Origin of the sequence: Microcoleus sp. PH2017_24_DOB_U_A (assembly GCF_020738205.1) — a bacterium.
Lineage (GTDB): Bacteria > Cyanobacteriota > Cyanobacteriia > Cyanobacteriales > Microcoleaceae > Microcoleus.
In genome coordinates, this window is the sequence record NZ_JAEQCT010000053.1 from 1 (window position 1) to 16,127 (window position 16,127).

20 protein-coding genes are annotated in these 16,127 nt (G+C 46.3%); 3 read left to right on the plus strand and 17 right to left on the minus strand.

Annotation, left to right across the window (positions count from 1 at the left end):
* Positions 1–30: 30 nt before the first annotated feature.
* The 3 genes from JGK07_RS15530 to JGK07_RS15540 all read right to left on the minus strand — a co-directional run bounded on the left by JGK07_RS15530 (position 31) and on the right by JGK07_RS15540 (position 2,116).
* Positions 31–663 (minus strand): NAD(P)-dependent oxidoreductase, encoded by a 633-nt coding sequence (locus JGK07_RS15530; protein ID WP_293182478.1) that lies wholly within the window; start codon positions 661–663, stop codon positions 31–33.
* A 201-nt stretch (positions 664–864) separates the two neighbouring features.
* Positions 865–1,317 (minus strand): ester cyclase, encoded by a 453-nt coding sequence (locus tag JGK07_RS15535; RefSeq protein ID WP_293182480.1) that lies wholly within the window; start codon positions 1,315–1,317, stop codon positions 865–867.
* 49 nt (positions 1,318–1,366) lie between these two features.
* Entirely contained in the window at positions 1,367–2,116 is a 750-nt protein-coding gene (locus tag JGK07_RS15540) for an SDR family oxidoreductase (protein ID WP_293182482.1), read from the minus strand.
* A gap of 88 nt (positions 2,117–2,204) precedes the next feature.
* Between JGK07_RS15540 and JGK07_RS15545 the strand changes: the two genes are divergently transcribed.
* A complete protein-coding gene (locus JGK07_RS15545; RefSeq protein ID WP_293182484.1) occupies positions 2,205–3,131 on the plus strand; it encodes a LysR family transcriptional regulator in 927 nt (308 codons plus the stop codon).
* Between the two features lie 297 nt (positions 3,132–3,428).
* Here JGK07_RS15545 and JGK07_RS15550 read toward each other — a convergent pair whose 3' ends face one another.
* The 9 genes from JGK07_RS15550 to JGK07_RS15590 all read right to left on the minus strand — a co-directional run bounded on the left by JGK07_RS15550 (position 3,429) and on the right by JGK07_RS15590 (position 11,840).
* Positions 3,429–3,899 carry an SRPBCC family protein gene (locus JGK07_RS15550; protein ID WP_293226213.1) on the minus strand — a complete coding sequence of 157 codons (471 nt, stop codon included), beginning with the start codon at positions 3,897–3,899 and terminating at the stop codon, positions 3,429–3,431.
* A gap of 95 nt (positions 3,900–3,994) precedes the next feature.
* Positions 3,995–4,720 carry an SDR family oxidoreductase gene (locus JGK07_RS15555; RefSeq protein ID WP_293226210.1) on the minus strand — a complete coding sequence of 242 codons (726 nt, stop codon included), beginning with the start codon at positions 4,718–4,720 and terminating at the stop codon, positions 3,995–3,997.
* Between the two features lie 69 nt (positions 4,721–4,789).
* Positions 4,790–5,380 carry a Crp/Fnr family transcriptional regulator gene (locus tag JGK07_RS15560; RefSeq protein WP_293182490.1) on the minus strand — a complete coding sequence of 197 codons (591 nt, stop codon included), beginning with the start codon at positions 5,378–5,380 and terminating at the stop codon, positions 4,790–4,792.
* 321 nt (positions 5,381–5,701) lie between these two features.
* A complete protein-coding gene (locus JGK07_RS15565) occupies positions 5,702–6,736 on the minus strand; it encodes a hypothetical protein (RefSeq protein ID WP_293182492.1) in 1,035 nt (344 codons plus the stop codon).
* A gap of 79 nt (positions 6,737–6,815) precedes the next feature.
* Complete coding sequence (locus tag JGK07_RS15570; RefSeq protein WP_293182494.1) at positions 6,816–7,955, minus strand: cytochrome P450; 1,140 nt, start codon at positions 7,953–7,955, stop codon at positions 6,816–6,818.
* Positions 7,956–8,104: 149 nt separating this feature from the next.
* On the minus strand, positions 8,105–9,052 hold the full coding sequence (locus JGK07_RS15575) for a cyclase family protein (RefSeq protein ID WP_293182496.1): 948 nt from the start codon (positions 9,050–9,052) through the stop codon (positions 8,105–8,107).
* Positions 9,053–9,175: 123 nt separating this feature from the next.
* The gene (locus tag JGK07_RS15580; protein WP_293182498.1) at positions 9,176–9,613 is read right to left on the minus strand and encodes a small multi-drug export protein; all 438 of its coding nucleotides are present in this window, start codon (positions 9,611–9,613) and stop codon (positions 9,176–9,178) included.
* 82 nt (positions 9,614–9,695) lie between these two features.
* Positions 9,696–10,232, minus strand: coding sequence for a TetR/AcrR family transcriptional regulator (locus JGK07_RS15585; protein WP_293182500.1), 537 nt, complete (start codon positions 10,230–10,232; stop codon positions 9,696–9,698).
* A 618-nt stretch (positions 10,233–10,850) separates the two neighbouring features.
* The gene (locus tag JGK07_RS15590) at positions 10,851–11,840 is read right to left on the minus strand and encodes a Rieske 2Fe-2S domain-containing protein (RefSeq protein ID WP_293182502.1); all 990 of its coding nucleotides are present in this window, start codon (positions 11,838–11,840) and stop codon (positions 10,851–10,853) included.
* A 192-nt stretch (positions 11,841–12,032) separates the two neighbouring features.
* On the opposite strand from JGK07_RS15590, the gene JGK07_RS15595 reads away from it, so the two are divergent.
* Positions 12,033–12,620 carry a TetR/AcrR family transcriptional regulator gene (locus tag JGK07_RS15595; protein WP_293182504.1) on the plus strand — a complete coding sequence of 196 codons (588 nt, stop codon included), beginning with the start codon at positions 12,033–12,035 and terminating at the stop codon, positions 12,618–12,620.
* Between the two features lie 155 nt (positions 12,621–12,775).
* Here JGK07_RS15595 and JGK07_RS15600 read toward each other — a convergent pair whose 3' ends face one another.
* From JGK07_RS15600 to JGK07_RS15615, 4 genes are all read right to left on the minus strand, one after another.
* Positions 12,776–13,168 (minus strand): VOC family protein, encoded by a 393-nt coding sequence (locus JGK07_RS15600; protein ID WP_293182506.1) that lies wholly within the window; start codon positions 13,166–13,168, stop codon positions 12,776–12,778.
* Positions 13,165–13,506: a TfoX/Sxy family protein gene (locus tag JGK07_RS15605; RefSeq protein ID WP_293182508.1), complete on the minus strand. Its 342-nt coding sequence runs from the start codon at positions 13,504–13,506 to the stop codon at positions 13,165–13,167. Before JGK07_RS15605 ends, JGK07_RS15600 begins: the two co-directional genes overlap by 4 nt.
* Positions 13,507–13,553: 47 nt before the next feature.
* Positions 13,554–13,976, minus strand: a complete 423-nt coding sequence (locus tag JGK07_RS15610; protein WP_293182510.1) for an ester cyclase — start codon at positions 13,974–13,976, stop codon at positions 13,554–13,556.
* A 94-nt stretch (positions 13,977–14,070) separates the two neighbouring features.
* A complete protein-coding gene (locus JGK07_RS15615) occupies positions 14,071–14,538 on the minus strand; it encodes a GNAT family N-acetyltransferase (protein ID WP_293182512.1) in 468 nt (155 codons plus the stop codon).
* A 116-nt stretch (positions 14,539–14,654) separates the two neighbouring features.
* On the opposite strand from JGK07_RS15615, the gene JGK07_RS15620 reads away from it, so the two are divergent.
* Positions 14,655–15,239: a TetR/AcrR family transcriptional regulator gene (locus JGK07_RS15620; RefSeq protein WP_293182514.1), complete on the plus strand. Its 585-nt coding sequence runs from the start codon at positions 14,655–14,657 to the stop codon at positions 15,237–15,239.
* 131 nt (positions 15,240–15,370) lie between these two features.
* Here the strand turns inward: JGK07_RS15620 and JGK07_RS15625 are convergent, their stop codons facing one another.
* Positions 15,371–16,090, minus strand: a complete 720-nt coding sequence (locus JGK07_RS15625; protein WP_293242469.1) for an SDR family oxidoreductase — start codon at positions 16,088–16,090, stop codon at positions 15,371–15,373.
* Positions 16,091–16,127: the final 37 nt, after the last annotated feature.

Below are 16,127 nucleotides of genomic sequence, written 5' to 3' on the forward strand. Positions count from 1 at the left end.
TTTGGTTTCACGTACTTTGCCATATTAGTATTATGGATCGCCATGTACGCATTGTCCAGTCTTGTCCAATAAATTAATGATTAGAGGCATACCGATCGCATAATCCTCAGCAGAGATACGACTTTCTCCTTTTTCATTGGTGAGTAGACGATCTGCCCCAACCTGAAAGATAGCCGTGCGATCGCCGGGAGCAATTTCAGCCGCCGGACAAACAAATGACCAGTCAAGATTGGAAGCCTTGTAAAGGTTATACGCCTCAAGGTGAACGGCGGCAAGCGGACGGTATTCCTCCACAAAATTAGGGCTATTCATCAGCAGTACATCCGGCGCAACGTCAAGAATTCCTGCACCGCCCACGACAATCAAACGACGAATCCCCGCACGAGATACGCCATCAATCAACGAATGAGCCGCCTTGACAATCACATCTGGGGCAGAACCGCTAGGTCCTACTGCACTCAGTACGGCATCATTACCTTTAGCTAAGTCTGCAACATTAGTGGCATCAAGGACATTACCCGCAACGACGGTTAAATTTTCATGTGCGATCGAAAAGCGCGAGGGATCGCGAGTAATGGCAGTTACAATATGCCCTCGTGACAAGGCTTCATTCAATATCCGGCTGCCAATCATCCCGGTGGGAGCAAAGATCACAAGTTTCATTTTGATTCTCCTGGATTAGTTGATTTTCTACGGTGGTTTAATTGTTTCCCAATGCTAGGGAATTAAGACAAGTCAACCAATTCGTGTCACCGGACGAAGACAACCTTTGCATCCTCACAATAGCTTGAATTAGTTCCGGTACAGCAGGGTTGTTATGCTGCGATCGCCCTCATAGTTGGCGACTCAAGGCAGGCAGCACCTTCACTTGAGAATTAACGGCGTTAAAACAGGAGCCATTAACATTTCAAACTCCAGATTGGTAGCACTCACCACGTTTTCTACAATCTTGCCGTCTCGTAGTCGCATGACATGAGTTTCAATGAATGTGATATCCCGATTTGTGGCGGCAATACCAAAAAACTCTTTGGTATGTTTTTGCACGGATCGAAACCGAACGACCACCCGATCGCCTGCTGCAAAAATATCTTCGATTGTCATCTCTGAACCCGCAATCGGGGGAAAGGCATCGAAAAAGGCACTAAACACTTGCTTGTATGCTTCACGTCCGTCAATTGGCCCATCTGGCTTTAATCCGGTGATTGCCTGCACATTTTCAGCCAGTACATCCGCCGCGATGGACATATTACCCTTGCCCAAAAACTGCTCAATAAAGATTCGGGCGATCGCTAAGTTTTGTTCTTCAGTTGGAGTCATCGTAGGTTCGTCTCGCTGTAATAGTTTTGTATCTTAGGTTCAAAAGCGATTACCAAGGCAGTGCGATCGCGCCACCAAACTTCCGCATTTCGGCAAAAAACTTACCCTGTGCGCCACCTTCTGGCAACGTTGCCAGATATACGGCAGTTTCGGCTCCTTCATCGGCTGTGAACGGTGCATTAGAGCCACCCATATCGGTTTGCATCCAGCCAGGAGAGTAAGCATTTATCAAAATGTTTGTACCCTGAAATTCCTTTGCTAAAAGCGCGGTCAGTCCATTTAGCCCAACTTTAGAAAGGCGGTACGAAGGCGCTAGAGGATAGTAATCGCTACTCATAGATGCCAGCGAAGCCATTTCAGTAGACACATTTACGATCCGCCCGTAGTTTTGCGCTTTCATCAATGGCACTAGAGCCTGTGTCATTCGAGCAACGGCTAAAACATTGGTTGCGAAAGTTGCCAGCATCGTTTCCATTTGAACCGTGAGCAGGCTGGATTCTTCTGGCTGCATCGTCGGGTTGACACCCGCATTATTGACCAGAATATCGACTCTGCCATAAGTCTGCTGCAACCAGGTTGCGAACTGTTGCACACTAGCATCGCTCGTCACATCCAGAGGATGAAAATCCACTTGAATATTTTCGCTTGATAGGCGCTGTTGAGCGGCCAGACCATCTTGCTCCTGACGACTCGTCAGCACAACTTGAATATTCTCTTTCTGTGCTAACTTGCGGGCGATCGCATAGCCTAAGCCTTTGTGACTGCCAGTAATTACTGCTACTTTTTGCGTCATAGTCATCAAAAACTGTTGATTGAATTTGGTATGTCATTCACCCTACCAACCCTTAAACTATTAAACAAGACGATTTTTTAGATGAGTAGTATCAATGAAATCGATAGACTTGGCTGCGATTGACCTGAACCTGTTGGTTGCCTTTGAAGCCCTACTAGAACAGCGCAGCGTTACGAAAGCTGCTGAAGAGCTTCAGATTGGGCAGCCTGCAATGAGTGCAGCTCTCAGTCGTCTGCGTGTCTTGTTTGAAGATGAATTGTTTGTGCGGCTAGGACGACAGATGCAGCCGACGCTCAAAGCCCAGACGATCGCGCCCGGTATCTTAGCTGGATTACAACAGATTCGTCAAACCGTTACCTCCAGTCAGGCATTTGAGCCAATTTCTAGCGATCGCACGTTTGCCCTTGGGAGTTCAGATTACACGAGTTTAGTCTTGGTGCCACCGCTGCTACAGTTTAGTTGTCAAACAGCCCCGTCAATCAACTTCCGAATGATTGGGTTTGAGAAGGACTGTGTTGGAGATTTGCTAGAACAGGGCGCGATCGATGTGGCGTTGGGTGTTTTCCCAAATCCACCTCGCCAAACAAAATGGACACCTATCTTTGAAGAGCGGTTTGTGGGAATTGCTCGTCAAGGACACCCTGCTGTCAAACATGGAACTATGAGTTTAGAAACCTTCGCCGATCTCTCCCATGCTCTCGGAACACTGCGACGAGATACTACAGGTGCAATTGATCGAGCGTTGGATGAGCATAATTTAGAGCGACGTATCGCATTAACCACGCCACATATGATGATTTTGCCATTTGCGATCGCATCCAGTGACTTAGTGGCTGCTGTTCCCCGTCGCATTGCGCTTCGTTTCGCAACGGTCTGCAATTTAACGATTTTTGAGCTTCCAATCAAAACGAAACCGTGGATGGTATCAATGCTATGGAGTGCATTGAGCGATCGAGATGAAGCTAATTATTGGTTACGCAATGCGATCGAAATGATTTCTCAAAATGTTGAGACAACCTAAGCCAGAAATAGTCGGCTCTCCTGGGGTTGTGGTGCAAACTGTATCTCAATCTACAAAATTTGCAAGGTGCAAATGTTGAAACTCATATCAGAACTCATATAAGCTTCACTTATCACCGAATACCCAGGAGAGCCGAAAATGAAGTTAAAGCGTTTGTCGATGCACTCGGATTCGTTTATCCATAAAAATAAATTCTTGTGACTGATAGACGGTTAAAGTCCAGGACGCAAGCTTGACTTAGAGTGGCTAAGTAGACGGCGGTTGACGGCCGTAATGAGATTAGATTTAGGTCATATTCTACTCAATCAGTGCTTTCGATCGTTGCAGTGCCTGATTCATATAGTTGCGCCAGAGTAAATTGGTAATCAACCAAAGGATTGGAACAGCTAAAACAGACCGTGCATTGAATGTATAACGCCACTCGATCGTAGTCTGACCTGATGAGTTGACACTAAACCACCACTCCCCATTAGCAGAAGTTGTGAGAAACCTCAGCACCCCAGTAAAACCGCTAACCGTGTAGCTAAAGTATCGTGGATGCTCATATTTTGTCAGTAGCTCTTGGACAGAACTACGATCGGATAAATGCACAGTGCGGGTTTGCCCTGCGATGTCCCAATTTCCAACTTGGTTCTCAATACCCGTGACAGATGGTAGCAGCCCATAACCTTTAAATATAGAAGTGAGGTCAATAGGCACAATATGCTCAAAAGCCGCAGTTTGACTAGCTGTAACGGTAGTCTTAATGGTTGCTGAAAGTAAGCTCATGAAATCTTCGCCTTTTTGTAATATCTAACATTTTCGCTGGCGAAGCACTCGGATTCGTTTATCCATAAAAATAAATTCTCGTGATTGATAGACGGTTAAAGTCCAGGACGCATGATCCGCTCCGCAAGTGCTGGGATGAAACGCTGAAGTACAAAGAGCAATTTCGTTTTGCCAATCCGCATTTCGTAACGATCGTGGCTAAAATCGCGCCAAAATTCTTCAGCTAATGCTTCTGGCGTGATTTTGCCGCGTCCTCGTCCCTGGGTCATGGCAGTGTCCACGATCGGTGGAATCATCTCAAACACTCGAACTGAGGTTCCTTCAAGTTGCCAGCGCAATGCTTTGGTAAAACTATGCAGTGCAGCTTTACTGGCACAATAGACTGGGGCACTTTGTTTTGGCACAATGCCTAATCCAGATGAAACATTGATAATTGCAGCCGTTGGATGACTTAAAAGCTGCGGCAGAAGAAGCTTGGTCAGATGCAAAGGACTGAGCAAGTTGATATCGAGTTCGGTTGCAATTTGCGCTGGTGAGATGGCAGCATCGGCAAAGTCATAGTTGTACTGGATGCCCGCATTATTGATCAGAATGTTGACAGCAGGATGGCGATATACTAGCTTTTCGAGAGCTTGGCGATCGCGCATATCGGTAAGTTCTACGGTGAGCAGGGGCAATTCGCGTTTCACGGCTTCTGCTTTTTGAGCATTCGTGCCTGTGACAATCACAGCATTCCCCTCTGTCAGAAATCGCTTCGCTAGCGCCAATCCAATTCCTGATGTGCCGCCTGTAATTAGAACTGTGTGTTGAGCAGTTTTCACAACTTTCCTAAGCCAATGACTAACTCATGGATCTTATGATAGGAGTTTGTGAAAAATCATTAACCTATGTTAATGATTTTTCAGTTGGGTACGAATTCGGCTTAAGGTCACTGGAGTCATACCGAGATACGAGGCAATGTAATGTTGTTTGAGCCGTGCGTTTAACCCAGGATATTCTTCTAAGAAACTGAGATAGCGAGTTTTAGCGTCATCTAACAGCAACGCACTTTCTCGCCGTTCCTTCTTGATGAAGAGAGATTCCGCAATTTTGCAATTCAACTGCTGCAAGTAAGTTTGGGATTCGGACAGCGATCGATAAACGGAATAATCTACGATCAATAGTTTGGTATCTTCCAGAGTTTGAATGAATAGTCGAGATGGCTGTCCCAGTAGCAGCGCACTATAAGCTGCCACAAAACTATTTTCAGCACAAAATGATTTTGTAGCTTCATTACCGTCAGCATCGACGTAGTACAAGCGTAGAATCCCAGAGATCACAAATCCAATTGTTTGCGGGATATCACCTGCACGAACAAAAAATTCACTTCGGCTTAAGGATTGGGGTTGAAATAAGCTAACTGCTTGAGTTGCTTCGCTCTCTGTCAGATCGATGAGCGATCGCAGGATTGTAATTAATTGAGTTTGCTCTTGGGTTAGCATATTTGCAACACTATAAGTCTGGTTTGCTCTGCTTAATATGCTAGTCGCAGTGCCAGACAGAAAATGTTTTACTTTGACAAGTTGCTTTCAAGCAAACACCATGACCTAAAATTTTAGTGGCATAACGTTGCCCATCACCCGCCGCAGATAACCTTTGCATCTCAACGTTAGCTTAGATTCGTTCCGGTGCAGCAGGCTTGTTAGGCTGTATCACCTTGCGATACAGCAATGCAGGAAAGTGACGTATTGGCAGATTTCTCTACCCGACCGACTGCTACACCCCTTCTACTCGTAATTCGCTTCTGCTGCTAATAGAAGGCTTTAATTCAACAACATTTCAAGGATTTTCAAATTAACGTCTTCATTCATCTGCCGCAGTGCGATCGAGTCAATGGCATCAGTGGGAACAAACTTTAATTCCCAATCGCTCCAGGCTTGCTTCAGCGGATTTGACGATCGAGCCGGATAAGAATAGTCACCGCAGATATCGACACCTAGAATTCGCTTACGTTGTTTGATCAGCGCAAGAATTTCCAGCATTTCATCAATCGTCAATGTCCCCTGTTTCGAGTTTTTGCCATCGTAGATATTAGAGAAGCAGTCTTCTTCCCGTAAACCGTCTTTATCGATGGTGATGTAAACAGCATCGGTAGAAATGTTGGCTAGAATACGCTCCATACTGTCGTGAACTCCTCCGTGATCGCGGAAATTTTTCCAAGTTGCCGAGGAGGTAAACAGACTATCAGGCTTCATCTCCACGCAGGGTGTACTCGCAGTCACATGCCCAATAATTTGAGATTGTCGCATCATGTTCGGGTACAGTTCTACCTTGCCAGATGTGAGCAAATCCATCTCATAGGTGGGTGTGCCAAGTGGTGCAACAAAATCATCGGGTAAGTCAAGGGTGAAATCGCGATCGATCCCCAGTAGCACCAACTTTTGGACATGAGGCAATTTTGCAGCTAGAGGTGCCCAAGAGCCAGCCCAGATATAATTGGGCATTGTTCTAAAGCAGTCCGAAGTACTGTCAAACCCAATCACAGTTACGGGTTCATTCAGCAAGCTAATCCACAGATACGCCATGTGATGGTTATTGTTAGTCCCGTAAAGCGCAATCCGAGGTTTCTGCAAATCGAGTTGAGTTGAGACATCTTTTCGTAGGCGTTCCATTACGTCATTTGGGCACCAGTAGCGCAGTTCCGCATGACGCTCTTGGAGGGAAATCACAGTGGGATTATATCGCTCTAGTAATCGAGATTGCTGCGTTACGGCTCCATCAATATCAAGCACAACGATTTCAAATTCCAGAGCACGATCGCATTCCGCAGTGTTAGCAGCCATTTTCTGTACATTCATGGTAATTTCATCTCCCAATTCAGGTTAAAAAAAGATTCCATACACTCGACCAATACTGATCGAGTGTATAGCTAAGACGTTAGAGCAAGACAGGTAAAGATTTCACGCCGTGAACATCTGTTGAGGGAATAAACTCCAGCGTGGCATTTGGATCAATGCGTAGATTGGGTAGTCGCTCTAGCACTGCACTCAACACGATCGTTGCTTCTAGCCGAGCGAGAGGTGCACCCAAGCAAAAATGAATACCGTTACCAAACGCCAGATGAGCATTCGGATCGCGATCAACGACAAAGTTCTCAGCGCGATCGAACTGTGCCTCATCTCGGTTGGCCGCTCCCATCCAAACGGTTACTCGCTGTCCTGCGGGAATGGTCTGTCCACTTAGTTGGGTTTCAACTTTCGTGAACCGTTCCATCGCTTGTATTGAAGATCGGTAACGCAGCACTTCTTCGATCGCCAATGGGAGTAGTTTTGGTTCCCGTTTCAACCGTTCCCATGCGTCTGGATATTCGTTAAAGCAAAGGATAGCATTGCCCAACAAATTTGTTGTCGTTTCATTCCCACCGACTAGCAGCACAATGCAAAAATCTACAAGCTCTTGGGCAGTCAAGGTTTCGCCTGCTTCCTGGGCTGCAATCAAATCACTAATTAAGTCCTTGCTTGGATGTTGTCGTCGTTGTTCTAGCAAATGCCGAAAGTAGTTTGCCATTGCCTGCAACGCTTCCGAGTCAAACAGGACAATACCGTCAGACCAGTGCTTGAAATCCGCCCGATCCTCAACAGGAACTCCCAGAATCTCTGCAATGACAATCACAGGCAGGGGAATCGCTAGGTCATGCATAAAGTCCATGCGATCGCGCTTTTGAACCTGATCGATGAGTTCGTGGGTGATTTGCGTAATGCGGGGAGCAAGTTCCTCAACTCGACGAGCAGTGAACACTTTTGCCACCAGAGAACGAAGCGATCGATGTTTGGGTGGGTCAGTATAGTTTAGGCTTTGAGTAAAATCTGTTTGCTCTGGCGGATGCGGGATATTGGATGAAAACGTTTGCCAATTCGCAAAGACTTGTTTCACATCTTCATAGCGAAAGATCATCCAGCTTTGTTGCTCTGCATCATAGAACACAGGCGATTCACGACGCATCTTGGCATACCAGAGGAAGGGATTGCCGAACAATTCAGAGCTTACGGCTGTTACTGACTGTTGGTTGGCTTGCATGACAAATCTCCTTAAATAAAAACAATTGAGGTTGAGTGAAAAAACTTGCAGGTTAATCTATCTGATGAGTAAGTTGCTGATCGCTGTACCAAATGAGTTGCATAAAGTGCAAATTCCGTACAAATGCTGGCAGCTTGGTGCAGAATAAATTAGACAATCCAAAGCGGGTTAACCGGGCTGCCTGTTCCCTTCGGGATTTTCAATGGGCTGACCAAAAGCAATCCATCGTAACGCCCTGTGGCACGGCTGTATTTCACTGCCTCTCCAAAGTTGCATCCAGAGACAATTCCTTGCCCGATCGCCCATTCCAATAGTTGCCCTTGTGCAAATGGTTCACTAGGATGCATCGCATCTTCAAAGTCGTAGAGCAATAGCCCAATTTTGTTGTCAACCAACCACTCAGCGCCTGTAACCCCAAGCCCAGGACGGGTAAAGTCAGGACCTGGTCCATCTACATCAAAATCCAGGATTGCCTGAGCAACTTCGTATCCCATATATAGGATCAGGGCATCCCCAGCGTGGGGGGTGATGCCAACTGCTGCAAGTGCCGCTTCAATTTCATCACCTGTCACGATTGGATCGTCATAATGAACGTAGTCAGTGCCACGCAGAGCAGGAATATCAGCCAGAATGCCACGAGTAAACCAACCTCGTTCTGCCCATGCCATGATGTCAGTACGTTCTGCCTCTGGTGTACCGAGCTTGTGACCACCATAGACTGTGCCCTGCCATAGCATGTGATTAATTCCTTCAATGTGTGTATTGGTCAGTCCATGCTGATCAATACACATGTGTTCTGAATACACGCCAATTTTGCCGTTCTCATCATTGACGAAAAACTCCATATCTAGAGTCGGTTTACCATCACGACGAAACGATTCCTGATTCCGCATGGTGCGGGAGAGGGAAATGACCTGAAAATCCTGAATTGCTGCGACTCCACGCATCCGAGCTTCTTTTGTCACCAATTCCATCGTGCCTAGCACTGGATCGTACTTGATTTCACACGCATAGCGAGCAATATGCTGTGGTAGCTCCATCTTCATTACTGCCTCTACAGCTTTTGCAGTTGCATCTTGTGATTGATTACTGTGCATAGTTCCTCTTGTTAGTTTGGAAAATTAGATTGGATAGATTTCGAGTCAAATTGAGCCAGACTCTGGCTATCTAGCTTCAGCACTTTTGTGTCTTTTTCAGATTTCGCCCACGAATAGGTGGCTTCAATGGTGATTGAACCAATTAATTCCAGATGCGACTAACACTGCGGTTGCGATCGCATAAAGCAGAATCCCAACGAAAGAAAACAGCATGACTTGCTTAGGCTGAATTCCGGTTATCGGTGCAATAACCGCGATCGTCCAACTCCCTAAAATGGGAGTCATCAACACCAGAAACCAAGCACCATAGCGGTCAAAAGCGTGTTTAACCTTCCGAACGCCTCGCTTTTCAAGTCGTTCCAGCCAAAGTCGAATTCTTCGCACTCTGGTCAGTTGACGGTAGCAGAGTAGCAGTAGAGGAATCGGCGTGAAGTTTCCGAAGACAGCCCACACGACGGCTGAAACCCCATCCAATCCCATTGCCATGCCAGCCGCAACTGCTGCATAGACCTCGAAGTAAGGAAAGAATCCAATGAACCAAGTGCTAAATGCCTTGGTCATATACTCAAAAAACTGCATGGCAAAGTGCCTCCAGAGTAGCCTTCTGGTTTAGGGTTAAAGCATGACTTTCCGACTCAATGAACTAGGGTTGCGCTAGATTTAACAGCGTTTCAATCACCTGCGATCGCAAATTCTCTTCGAGTGGCGCAAAACCAAACAAACTCGTCAGCGCTAAACCATCGACTGCTAACCGGATAATGGTGGCAATTTCAGGTTTCAATCCATTCGACTCAGCTTTTGCTTGCCATTCCGCCCAGCTATCCTGAATTGGCTTTAGCAACTCTGGATTCACAACGATCGCAGCCAGCAAGCTTGAGTACAGCTCTATATCTTCTGGACTATCTAGCACAGATGCCCTGACATAAGCTTTTACCCAATGTCCTGCTTTTTCTGACTCGGAATCTTTCTCTAGCTCATCATTGAGTGCTGCGGTGAACTTATTCAATACCTGCTGCACCATGCCAACAATCAAGGCATCCTTAGTCGGAAAGTGATGCAGCAACCCACCTTTACTCACACCAGCTTCACGAGCAACTGCTTCTAAGGTGAGCGCATCCACTCCCTGTGCCACAACCACTTTATTTGCAGCGGCTAAGAGTGCCTCAGGCTGAATCGGCATTGATCGAGAGCGTTTGACGGAAACCATAGAACTCAAATGCACCAGAGACTGAGCTGGATACTGCTTGAATGATTCATTTTATCCTCCTTAAACCATTTACTATGAACTGATCTCAATTTGAGAAACACCATCAGACCGTCCAGTTGGTCGGATATATAATAAAATACCGTCCAGTCGGTCGGATGTCAAGCCAAAAAATTTTTTGTTTTTACAAAGGACGAGCCAACGAAATTCGATCACCTGGCAACTTCCCTGCTGTCTGTTGTTGCTGTCTCACTGAATCGAATCAGAAATGGAAGAAACACTAACTATTCTGAAAGATTATGAGCCAGTGACGGCAATCTCCATTGGCTGTCTTGGAAATCCTCAGCTTTGCCCGATGCTCTGCGCGATCGTGAACTGACTGCCCATCAGAGAGAACCTTTGATGGAACTGGCTTTCACTGGGTGCTGGGGACATCACTCGCTTTTTGCTTCAAACCAATGAGTTTGAAACACCTCATCTATCCGTAACTCAAGCAGCCTAACGTTGCCCATCACCCGCCGCAGATAACCTTTACATCCTAGCCGATTAACTTTCGACGGTCGGTGTGCATGGGCGTTGTTATGCGGCTGGCAACTACCGAGATAGATTGGGTTCGCCAACGGCTGGAAAGCTCTCAAAATTTCGTCGCACCCAATCCATTCCCACTTCATTATTTAATTTTATCCGCTGTGGTGTATTGCTGTAGATCCTTTCTAAAATCTTTGCATCTTGATCCACAACCACATCAATCAACTTCAGCAGATTGCCTTTAATCAAGTGTGCAATCGGAGAATGTGCCTTTATATACATCAACACAAATACACGAGATTGACGATCGGCTTCAGGAAGATAGAAGTGACATTCCTTGAGGCTCAATAGCTTATCTTCACCGTGCAACAATCCCATGAACGGGAAAAAGTTTTCTAGATGAGCCTCTAGCACCTTTGGCATCGCAAGCTGAGCAGGGTTTCTTAGAATATCGCGAAATGTAGGTTGTTTGCGGGGTTGCGACAAATACGCATGAGAATGGAACCCCTCATCAATGAACTGCTTCATTTGCACTTCTTCAATCTCAAATAATTCTCGATGAGTGCCGTTTTGGTGATTGTAGTCATGCATATTTAGTAGCAAGCTTAGAAGATCGGTCGGAATGCTGCGTTCTCCCGTCACGCCAATGAACTCGTACTCCGTTGCAATCTCATTCATAATTGCAGGAATTGGGATTTTCGGCTCATAGCTGCCATATGACCAAATAAAATCCCCTTGGATAATTAATTCTAGCGGCTGCAAGAGAGATTTGGTCTGTTTATTCGATCCTGGTAGAACTGTGCAGCCCAAATTGTCAAATTCCAACGCATGAAAGGGACAAGCGATCGCGCTACTGCCATTAGATTGAGTCACACACCAACCCTCAGACAGCATTGCACCCATATGAGGACAAGCATTTGGCAAGGCGTTAATGGTGCCACGAATGTCTTGCCAAAGGACGTAATCATTACCCAACAGTGAAATTTTCATTGGCTGATTGGGCTTCAGCATGGAACGATGCGCCAAAAGCCACGGTGCGCCTTGCAATTGATTCATGATTGCTTAAGTTTACTTACTAATTTATTAGTAAGTTTATCAAATCCTTGTCTTTACGTCAATACAGAGATTGAATGTCTTCAGTCTAGCTGCCTCTTTGCTACAATGGAAAGGCAAATAATTAATTAAAATGCCGTGGTTCGACCCAGTAAACGAGGCGCAAAATCCGTCCATTCTGTTCGCGATGCCCAGATGACACAGGAGCGAATTTTAGATGCCGCAGAGCAAGAATTTTCACGACACGGCTTGAATGGTGCGCGGCTGAGTGCGATCGCAACTCTCGCTCAGGTCACAACTGCATCACTTCACTACTACTTTGAGAATAAGGAAAACTTGTACAAGGCGGTTCTACAACGTCCGATCGATGAAGTCCAATCTACGCTTGGACAATTGAATTTTGATGGTTTATCTCCTGAAGTAGCCCTGAAGCAAATTATTCGGATCGCGATCGCCAACGAAGCTCAAAATCCTCAACGACAAATGCTGTGGTTTCAAGAAGCAAGCCAAAATCAAGGAATTTACTTCAAAGAGTGTAACGTTTTGAGCCTGCATGAGTATTTGCTCAAGATTATAGAACGAGGTATGACGGAAGGATATTTTCGCCCTCTTAAACCGTTTTTGGCTCTAACTCATATCTTGAGTGTTTGCCTGTTCTACTTTACTGTTCATGAAAACTGGAAACATCTAACACCAGATGTTGATCGCCTAAGTCCAGAAATGATTGAAGAACACATAGAAGAGGCGATTTCATTCATTTTGGCTGGCGTAAAGCACTCCTAATTAATGACTCAACAGAATCCTGAACATCAACAAATAATCTTCAGGTGGCTGCTCCAGCCCAAAAATGAAGCCGCATAACGTTGCCCATCATTCACCGCAGATAACCTTTATATCCTAGCCGATCGACTTTCGACGGTCGGTGTGCATGGGCGTTGTTAGTCACCGATCGGAGAACAAAGCTCAATTAATGATCCTTCTCTAGAACGAACATATGCAACCACTTGACCCCAAGGCTTTGCGATCGGCTCCTTGACAGAAACCGCTCCAGCAGCAATTGCCTTGGTATAGGCAGATGCTACATCATCGGCGACAAACGCCAGCTCAACTCCAAAGGGTGTAGCACTGAGATCGCTTTTTTGATAATGTCCGTCAAGATTCATTTCACCCATCGCATGGGAGGCAAAAGCAAGAACCGTTTCGCCCGTGTTCAACTCGCCATACTCGCCAGACTCATGCAAAAAGCGCGTTTCAAAGCCGAATGCCTCCTTGTAAAAGGTCAGTGCATCTGCAACCGACGAGACGTAGACAATGGTGTAACCAAATTTCATATTTTTGCCTTTTTGAGCTTTGATTTCTTTGGTTTTGGGGCCGGAAGCTCACTTGCTGTCAAACGAATAAGATTCGACATCCAATGTCGATTGTCAAGCTGTTCTCCAATCAGAAAGTGTGGTTTTGCACCTGGGTATGGGGGGGCTTCTACGATACTATCAATCATCGATCGCCCAATAGCCGTTGGCTTTATAAACAGTTGGTTATCGCAAACAAGCGCAACGACTTTTTCGTCGCAGTAGATCGCATATTCGCCAAACATTTTTTTGAAAGAGACTTGCCCCGCTTGGTTTATTTGATCCAGGATATATTCAACAAAGCTCAAGTCTGAGGACATATATTCTCCTAGATAATGTAGACAACACATTCTCAAATTGCTGGAATTCAGGATTGAATTTGCTGCATTAAACCTGCCGCATCGGAAACAGACCAATGTTCGGCAATTTTTCCGTCTCGAACGCGATCGATTCGGATTACGGATGTTGAAATAGTTTTACCTGTTGGTGGAGCGCCATAAAACGTGCCACTATGTGTACCTTGGCTAATGATGTATGTCGCGATTCGATCGCCTTCGACAACCTGCTGCACGATCTCAATCTCGATGTCGGGGAAAGCGGAGAAAAAATCATCAAAGAATGAATCATGATAGATCCGCAGCGCATTAAGACCGCGATTGTCTGTTCCTAGCATCGCATGATTTACACAATCTTCTGCCCAGAAATCTTTCAATGCCGAGAGATCGCGACCGTTCCAAACCACTTGGATAAAGTTCTGGATGATCTGCTTGTTTTTATCAGATTCGTTCATCGGTTTTTCTCCGGATATTAGTCCTTAATAGGGCAGTATACAATTTCAAAAGTCTGAATGATTTTATCGACGTAGGCGTTGATTATGCAACACGTTAGTTCAGCGCTTTACGGAAAACGATCTTGTCCTCGCCCGCCTTGTAGAACTCGCGGATTCGTGCTTCTTCGTCGTAACCGCTCTTGCGATAGAACGATCGAACGTACTCAAAGCTCTCCAGTCCCGACGTTTCCACAAGCAGCACGCGATCGCCGCGCTGCGCTAACATCTGTTCGACGTGGGCTAGCAGTGCTGCACCGCGTCCTTGCTGCTGACGATCGGGGTGGACGGCAATTAGATATAGATTCCACGTCCCCTCGGTCATTCGTTCCGGCGCAACATACGCGACTCCCACCAGCCCGTCGTCATCGTCGGTAATCCAGATGTCTTGGCTGTTGGTTTCGCCGCCAAAGTGGTCTGCCAGCATTAGCGCGAGTTCTTCGGTTTCATGCGGCCCGAACAGTCCAGTTGCCTCAACTAAGGCGATTAATGCAGTCGTGTCATCGGGCGCGATCGATCGAATCATAGCAAACTCCGCTGGCGGTAATATTACAACAGTTGTTATGTCGCCTCTAAACCTAACAACTGTTGTGATAAGATGTCAAGATGATTGTTTAATGTTGCTGCAAACCGAGGAGAGCTATGAGTTATGACGATCGCCGGATTGAGGTCGCTCAAGCTGCATGGCGGGTGATTGTCCGTGAAGGATTGGATCGCACCAGTATGCGGGCGATCGCTCAAGAACTTGGCTCTTCGACCGGGGTTGTCACCCACTACTTTCGAGATAAAGAAGCACTCATTCTGTTTGCCTTGGAACAAGTCTTTGAAAATATTGTAGAAGATATGAAAGCCTGTGCCGATCAATGGCAAGGAACTGAGAGACTAGAGAAAATGATTTTTTTGGCTCTCCCGATGCAGTCTATTGATAGAGATGATTGGAAGGTTTGGATGGCATTTTTAGGTTATTCGATCGGGCGTGAACACTTAGTTCAAGAACACCGAAAACGCTATGATTCTTTACGTCAGGTTATTTGTCAAGAGTTAGCTGACTTACAAACGGCTAAACTGATTCGAGGCGATCTTGATTTAACCCTTGAAGCCAATGCGCTCATTGCGCTAGTGGATGGCATTGGCACTGGAGTTGTCATTTGCCCTGAGCAGTTTTCAGCAGATCAACAACAATACCTCGTGCGGCGACACATCAATTCCTTGCGATCGTCATTTTGAATAGCGATGAGTACGTTTTCAATTGCTGCCAACTCGACCAAACGAGGTTGCATAACGACTCCGTTCACCCCTGCCAGTAAATTCTCGAACTCGACCAACTATTTTGATACGGTCGGTGTGCAATGGGCTGGTTAGGCTGTGCCAAGACTACTACCACCATCCACAAACAAGGTTTGCCCAGTTATGTACGATGCATCTTCCGACGCAAAGAATGCGATCGCCGCTGCAATTTCATCGGGTTGGGCCAAGCGCTGCATGGGCACTCGTTGGAGAAACCGCTGTTCGGAGCTACTGCCGACGGGACTGTTGACTCGAAACAGTTCTGTCTCAGTGGGTCCCGGCGCGATCGCATTTACCGTAATGCCAGTGGTTGCCAATTCACTCGCCCAAGTGCGGGTCATGCCGATCAGTCCGGCTTTGGCAGCGGCATAGCTGGTTCGGAGGGGTAGCCCCACCACTACTAGGCTAGAGACATTGATGATGCGACCAGAATGCCGTGCTTTCATCCCTGGCAAAAAAGCTTGGGTGAGTTGAATCGCAGGGCGCAGATTCAGGTCAATGATGGATGCAAATTGCGTGATGTCAACGTCCTCCAAAGCTTCCGATCGACTAATGCCAACATTGTTAACTAGATGACTGACGGAGTATTGACGGGCCATATTATCTGCGACTTGTCTCGTTGCGCCCGCATCCGCTAAGTCCACCTCGATAAACTCGCCCGGAAACGATCGATCGGGTTTACGCCGTGCAAGACCGATCACTTTATGGCCTATGGCATTGAGGCGTTTTGCCGTAGCCAGTCCAATTCCCTTTGAGGCTCCGGTAATCACAGTTGTGTAGTTTTGAGACATGGTTAACCTCCATTACTCTTCTAATGTGTTTGGTTGT

Bases quoted from the DNA above. Each gene is read 5' to 3' on its own strand.
- JGK07_RS15530 (WP_293182478.1), bottom strand. From the start codon at position 663: ATGAAACTTGTGATCTTTGCTCCCACCGGGATGATTGGCAGCCGGATA.
- JGK07_RS15535 (WP_293182480.1), bottom strand. From the start codon at position 1,317: ATGACTCCAACTGAAGAACAAAACTTAGCGATCGCCCGAATCTTTATT.
- JGK07_RS15540 (WP_293182482.1), bottom strand. From the start codon at position 2,116: ATGACTATGACGCAAAAAGTAGCAGTAATTACTGGCAGTCACAAAGGC.
- JGK07_RS15545 (WP_293182484.1), top strand. From the start codon at position 2,205: ATGAAATCGATAGACTTGGCTGCGATTGACCTGAACCTGTTGGTTGCC.
- JGK07_RS15550 (WP_293226213.1), bottom strand. From the start codon at position 3,899: ATGAGCTTACTTTCAGCAACCATTAAGACTACCGTTACAGCTAGTCAA.
- JGK07_RS15560 (WP_293182490.1), bottom strand. From the start codon at position 5,380: ATGCTAACCCAAGAGCAAACTCAATTAATTACAATCCTGCGATCGCTC.
- JGK07_RS15565 (WP_293182492.1), bottom strand. From the start codon at position 6,736: ATGAATGTACAGAAAATGGCTGCTAACACTGCGGAATGCGATCGTGCT.
- JGK07_RS15570 (WP_293182494.1), bottom strand. From the start codon at position 7,955: ATGCAAGCCAACCAACAGTCAGTAACAGCCGTAAGCTCTGAATTGTTC.
- JGK07_RS15575 (WP_293182496.1), bottom strand. From the start codon at position 9,052: ATGCACAGTAATCAATCACAAGATGCAACTGCAAAAGCTGTAGAGGCA.
- JGK07_RS15580 (WP_293182498.1), bottom strand. From the start codon at position 9,613: ATGACCAAGGCATTTAGCACTTGGTTCATTGGATTCTTTCCTTACTTC.
- JGK07_RS15585 (WP_293182500.1), bottom strand. From the start codon at position 10,232: ATGCCGATTCAGCCTGAGGCACTCTTAGCCGCTGCAAATAAAGTGGTT.
- JGK07_RS15590 (WP_293182502.1), bottom strand. From the start codon at position 11,840: ATGAATCAATTGCAAGGCGCACCGTGGCTTTTGGCGCATCGTTCCATG.
- JGK07_RS15595 (WP_293182504.1), top strand. From the start codon at position 12,033: ATGACACAGGAGCGAATTTTAGATGCCGCAGAGCAAGAATTTTCACGA.
- JGK07_RS15600 (WP_293182506.1), bottom strand. From the start codon at position 13,168: ATGAAATTTGGTTACACCATTGTCTACGTCTCGTCGGTTGCAGATGCA.
- JGK07_RS15605 (WP_293182508.1), bottom strand. From the start codon at position 13,506: ATGTCCTCAGACTTGAGCTTTGTTGAATATATCCTGGATCAAATAAAC.
- JGK07_RS15610 (WP_293182510.1), bottom strand. From the start codon at position 13,976: ATGAACGAATCTGATAAAAACAAGCAGATCATCCAGAACTTTATCCAA.
- JGK07_RS15615 (WP_293182512.1), bottom strand. From the start codon at position 14,538: ATGATTCGATCGATCGCGCCCGATGACACGACTGCATTAATCGCCTTA.
- JGK07_RS15620 (WP_293182514.1), top strand. From the start codon at position 14,655: ATGAGTTATGACGATCGCCGGATTGAGGTCGCTCAAGCTGCATGGCGG.
- JGK07_RS15625 (WP_293242469.1), bottom strand. From the start codon at position 16,090: ATGTCTCAAAACTACACAACTGTGATTACCGGAGCCTCAAAGGGAATT.